Origin of the sequence: Legionella tunisiensis, assembly GCF_000308315.1 — a bacterium.
In the GTDB taxonomy this organism is placed as follows: domain Bacteria; phylum Pseudomonadota; class Gammaproteobacteria; order Legionellales; family Legionellaceae; genus Tatlockia; species Tatlockia tunisiensis.
Genome location: NZ_CALJ01000055.1, coordinates 1 through 4,509, shown reverse-complemented (window position 1 = coordinate 4,509; position 4,509 = coordinate 1). Strand labels below are relative to the sequence as shown.

Below are 4,509 nucleotides of genomic sequence, written 5' to 3'. Positions count from 1 at the left end.
TTTTTCTGCGTCACTGCTGGAAAATTGCAGTGACGCAGAAAACAATAGATGGTAGGGAAGTAACTCTTCTTTTCCAAAGTGCGAAGCATTACCGTTATCGAGCGTCTCTCATCTCTAAAATTAAGTATGCTCTGGACGGCACTCCTCTTGAATGCCTATCTGTTGATTTTCCAAGTCATGTACAACTGGTAGTGATTGCTCAAACACGTACGGATCTGCTTGCCAACATTTTTTGGCTAACCAGTTAGCTGGATATTTCCATTTAGGAACCCATTCACCGATCATTACTTGAAGGTTATAACTTTCAATTTGCCCATGTAGTCCCGTCATAATTTTTTCAAATAACTTATCATCAGGGTTAAGTTCTATAAATTGATAAAAAGCTGCTTCCCTATCAACGGGATGTGGATAACTTTTCCAAAATTTTTCAAATTTGCTACACATATAAATATAATTATTATCTTCTGACTTCTGAGGTGGGTCGGCCTCTGCGAGATTACATATGTCGGGTTTTTGTTTTGGGTCTGAAGATTGCCTTGATTCTGCTGCTTCTTCCTGTGTCGGGTTTGTGTCGGGATTAAGGTTCGGCTTCGATACGGCCTTCTTTGGTGCAGGGTTATCCAATTCAGCGTAAATACATTTCACTATCAAGTGCCTTTCAGTGGACTGAATCTCAATAAGTCCGGCACGTTCTAATGATTTAACAGCCCGTTTCATTTGCTGAAGACTTGGACTACCCGTTTTAACGCCAGCAATCGGTCCAACATAAAGTGTTTCACGCAACGATTGATAACTGATCCTGCGCTTGATGCCTACGATACAGCTTTGTCTATCCATGTAAGGGCGAATGCCCATCAGGTAAACTACTCTTTGCATATAAGGTAATTCAAGTAATGCTGCTAATTCATGAACGTTAGCAAATAAAAAACTCACAGAAATTATCCTTAAAACCCAATATCATTTTCATTTTAGGTGTATAAGAAAGAGAGTCAATATGATTAGTCGCCATGTTACTAAATGATATTGTTTGAACCAGAAAATAAATTGAGTTTATAAAAATTCCAAATAATCTAGCCGTACTAGAATATTTGGAATCTATTTAAACTCATAAAGTGTTATGAATATTAAGTGAAAAATTATGAAGCGATTCTTTTAACTGCCATTGAAATATCAAAACCACAGGCCTGTGCATATTTTTCAAGCGTTTTCCAGCTTGGGTTGGTATTTCCTTTTTCTAAACGAGAAATATTGCCCTTTTTGTCCCCATACGCTCAGCCAATTCATCTTGAGTTAAACCTGCTTTTTGACGCATCGTAAGCAATGTATCTATCAAGGCAAATTCAGATTCCAATGCATCATAGGCCTCTTTTACTTCCAAATTTTTTAACGCTTTTGTTTTTAATGTTTTGAGATTTATCATTTTTCTACCTCCCGCTTTCTCTTCAGAGCTAACTGCAAATCAGGCTTGGGTGTTTTTGTACTTTTCTTTACAAACGCGTGCAAAACCATAATATGCTTACCCTTCATGTAACAATAAAGCGAACGTCCAATTCCTTCCTGAGCTTTAGCACGAACTTCAAATAATCCGTCTCCCATTGCTTCAGTATGAGGTGGACCGAGATTAGCACCATGTTTTTCAATCAGCTCCAAAAGTTTAATCATTCTAGCCTGAATTTTGGGAGGCATTTCTAATATGGCCTCTTGAACAGACTCATTATAAAACTCAACAATCCAAGACATTTATTATTAAATCCTTAGGTTATCTTATATGATAACTTATCATCGTAGTTTTTTCCAGTTTCAAAGACGTTATCAACCAGGAAACGGGATCAATTGCTAGTAACTAAATGCGAAGTTACTTCATTCAAAAGTAATTGTTTAATATATACCACATTATCCTGTATCAGGTTTTCAATACATCTTGCCCACTTTTCTAAAGTCTCTTTTCGCTGAGGTAACATCTCATTGCGATTATAAGTTGCCATGATTCTCGGCATTTTATGACCAAGGCATTTCTCTACCACCACAGGATCAATTTGCAGTGTTTCGCCAAGCTGAGTGGCAAAGGTACGGCGGAGATCATGCGCAGTCCATTCGAGAATTCCTAAGCGATCCTGAATACGCTTAATAGCCCTTGGCAAGGCATTTTCTGTCAATGGTTGACGTCCATCAAAACCGGTCAATACATAGCTTGATTTACTGATCAATTTTAATTGTTGTAATAGGTTAATGGTCAAATCGCTGAGGTGCACTTTGTGCACAATACTGGCTTTTGAATGAATTGCGGGAATAGTCCAAAGCGATTCAGCAAAATTAATTTCATCCCACTGCGCCAAACGCAGTTCAGCAGTACGCACACCAGTCAATAAAATAATCTTAATGGCAATGCGAGTTTGAGGTGCCATTTGCGAATCGCTACCGTCCAGAAATAGCCAGAGAGATTTGATTTCATCCAGACTTAAAACACGTTCTCTTGGTTTCTCATGACCTCCAATATCTCTTGCGCGAATGTTAGAGGCTGGATTGGTACTCATGGTACCTCGGCTTACCGCATAGCTAAACATTTGCTTGAGCGAGCTTAAAACGCGGTTTGCATGGATACTAGCTCCACGTTTAACAATCTTATCCAGTGCCTGGGTAATGTGTTTGGTTTCCAATTCATCCAAAACCCAATCACCAAGAAGCATAGTGATATCACCATCAATTTGTTTTTAACCGTTAAAGGACGTTTTAAATGCTTTTCGACATAATGGGTATACCAACTTAAAGCCAGCTTTTTTACAGTGTTGTCTGATTTGGCTTGTTGTTGCTTAGCATGTTCTATTGGATTAATTCCTTGTTCTTTTAAACGCTCTGCATCCAGCATCAGCTCACGTGCTTCCTTCAAGCCAATTCCTGGGTACTTGCCCAAAGTCATCTTGTAACGTTTGCCATCAAAAGTGAACCGGAAGATCCATGATTTACCTCCCCCTGGCATGACTCGAATTCCAAGCCCACTAAACTCGATTTGTTCAAACCATTTTTGCTGAGGTTTTAAATTACGGATGTACACATCGGTAAATTTCATGACTGGTACCAAGATGATTTTTGGTACCAATTTTGGTACCACTAAATGTGAATTCAAATAATATTAAATGATATTAAAAGAAAGTCAAACTCCATTAAAAAATCTAATATTTACAATAAATTATGATATTTTTTGATATTATTTGAAATCGATTGATATCGAATAATAAATGACTGTTAATCATTAGGTCGGCGGTTCGAGCCCGTCCCGGGGAGCCAATCCAAGCTTGACTCTTAGTAAATTCCCTACTGGTGCGTTTTAACTCCAAATGCGACAATCATTTTTATACTATGCAAACATAGTTGCCTATTTTACTAAATTGGCTGATATTGGACTTCATCTGGATAGGTAAATATTCAAACAATTAGATTATGTATTAGAGATAATAAGTAAGAGAATTCCTACAGCAAATAATGTAATACCACCGATAAGCTTGCACCACTTGGCATATTGAACACTTATCCTGTTGATAGTAAATATTGCAAGGCTGAAAATAATCAAATCATCCAGCATAAAAAATAGAACATACAATAAAACATACAAATAATATTGCCAAAGTTGAAGCTTATGTAAAGCAAGCGCTTGCGTAAAAATTGCAGGAACAAATGATGAGCAAACAAACTCTATCAAGTTTACGACGAATGCTAAAATGATAATACCTGTAACTGTTGTTATTGTTAGTGGTGACAGCACCAATGTTTTCATGCGTTGCATGACCTTTTGTTTTTGCTCCGTTGGAAGAGGACAAGAAAAGTCTTTTATAAAAAATCTCTTATCTGCAAAACCCCGAGAGAGATTGCAAATCCACCAATTATAATAACCACTGGACGTAGATAACCAATTAGAAGAAATGCATTTAACCATGCGGAAATAAATAAAAAATATAATATTCCTGAGGACAGAACAAATGTTCCAACTAAAAGCAAAAGTTTTTTATTATCATGTAACCCCATCACTAGACCAATAAGGAAAACTAAAGCCCACATTGCACAGGGATTAAAACCATCTAAAAGGCCAAGAACAATTGCGAGTGTGGTTAATGAGGAATGGGCTATATCTACTTCACCCAGAATTGGAATTTTGGCCGTTTTAAAAGTTTTTATCTGTAAGGGTATTTGTTCTGTACTCTCTTGTTTTAAAGCTTGCTCAATAAGATGTCCTGTACTTTCTTGAGATTCAAACCCAATAATAGCTCTGCCCATAACAATAGTTAAAGGGACTCCCAAATTATGTCGAGAAATACCGTGCTGTTTTGCCGTGAAGAGAAACAACTTCCTTTCCACAGGGTTAGTTATATCATGGCTAATAATCTGAAGGTGGTATTTCTTTAGTAGCACTTGGTTAAATAGTTTCTGTTTTGCACAGTGTTGGCAGTTTGGAGCGTAGAAAAAATGCATTTTAATACCTTTTCCTTCCACTCCTTTCGATTGGGGCATAAATAG

At 37.3% G+C, this 4,509-nt stretch carries 5 protein-coding genes and 1 pseudogene; all 6 read right to left on the bottom strand.

Annotated elements, in window-relative coordinates; translation table 11 throughout:
• Window positions 1-120: 120 nt before the first annotated feature.
• Window positions 121-933, bottom strand: coding sequence for a hypothetical protein (locus BN58_RS03970; RefSeq protein ID WP_019215740.1), 813 nt, complete (start codon window positions 931-933; stop codon window positions 121-123).
• A gap of 301 nt (window positions 934-1,234) precedes the next feature.
• Window positions 1,235-1,420, bottom strand: coding sequence for a helix-turn-helix domain-containing protein (locus tag BN58_RS21890; RefSeq protein WP_232220321.1), 186 nt, complete (start codon window positions 1,418-1,420; stop codon window positions 1,235-1,237).
• Complete coding sequence (locus BN58_RS03960; protein WP_019215739.1) at window positions 1,417-1,740, bottom strand: type II toxin-antitoxin system RelE/ParE family toxin; 324 nt, start codon at window positions 1,738-1,740, stop codon at window positions 1,417-1,419. The genes BN58_RS21890 and BN58_RS03960 overlap by 4 nt, the downstream gene beginning before the upstream one ends.
• Window positions 1,741-1,829: 89 nt before the next feature.
• Window positions 1,830-3,067, bottom strand: a pseudogene (locus BN58_RS21885) (tyrosine-type recombinase/integrase).
• Window positions 3,068-3,436: 369 nt separating this feature from the next.
• The gene (locus tag BN58_RS32705; protein WP_019215738.1) at window positions 3,437-3,781 is read right to left on the bottom strand and encodes a hypothetical protein; all 345 of its coding nucleotides are present in this window, start codon (window positions 3,779-3,781) and stop codon (window positions 3,437-3,439) included.
• 44 nt (window positions 3,782-3,825) lie between these two features.
• Window positions 3,826-4,485 carry a hypothetical protein gene (locus BN58_RS32700; RefSeq protein ID WP_232220318.1) on the bottom strand — a complete coding sequence of 220 codons (660 nt, stop codon included), beginning with the start codon at window positions 4,483-4,485 and terminating at the stop codon, window positions 3,826-3,828.
• Between the last annotated feature and the right edge of the window lie 24 nt (window positions 4,486-4,509).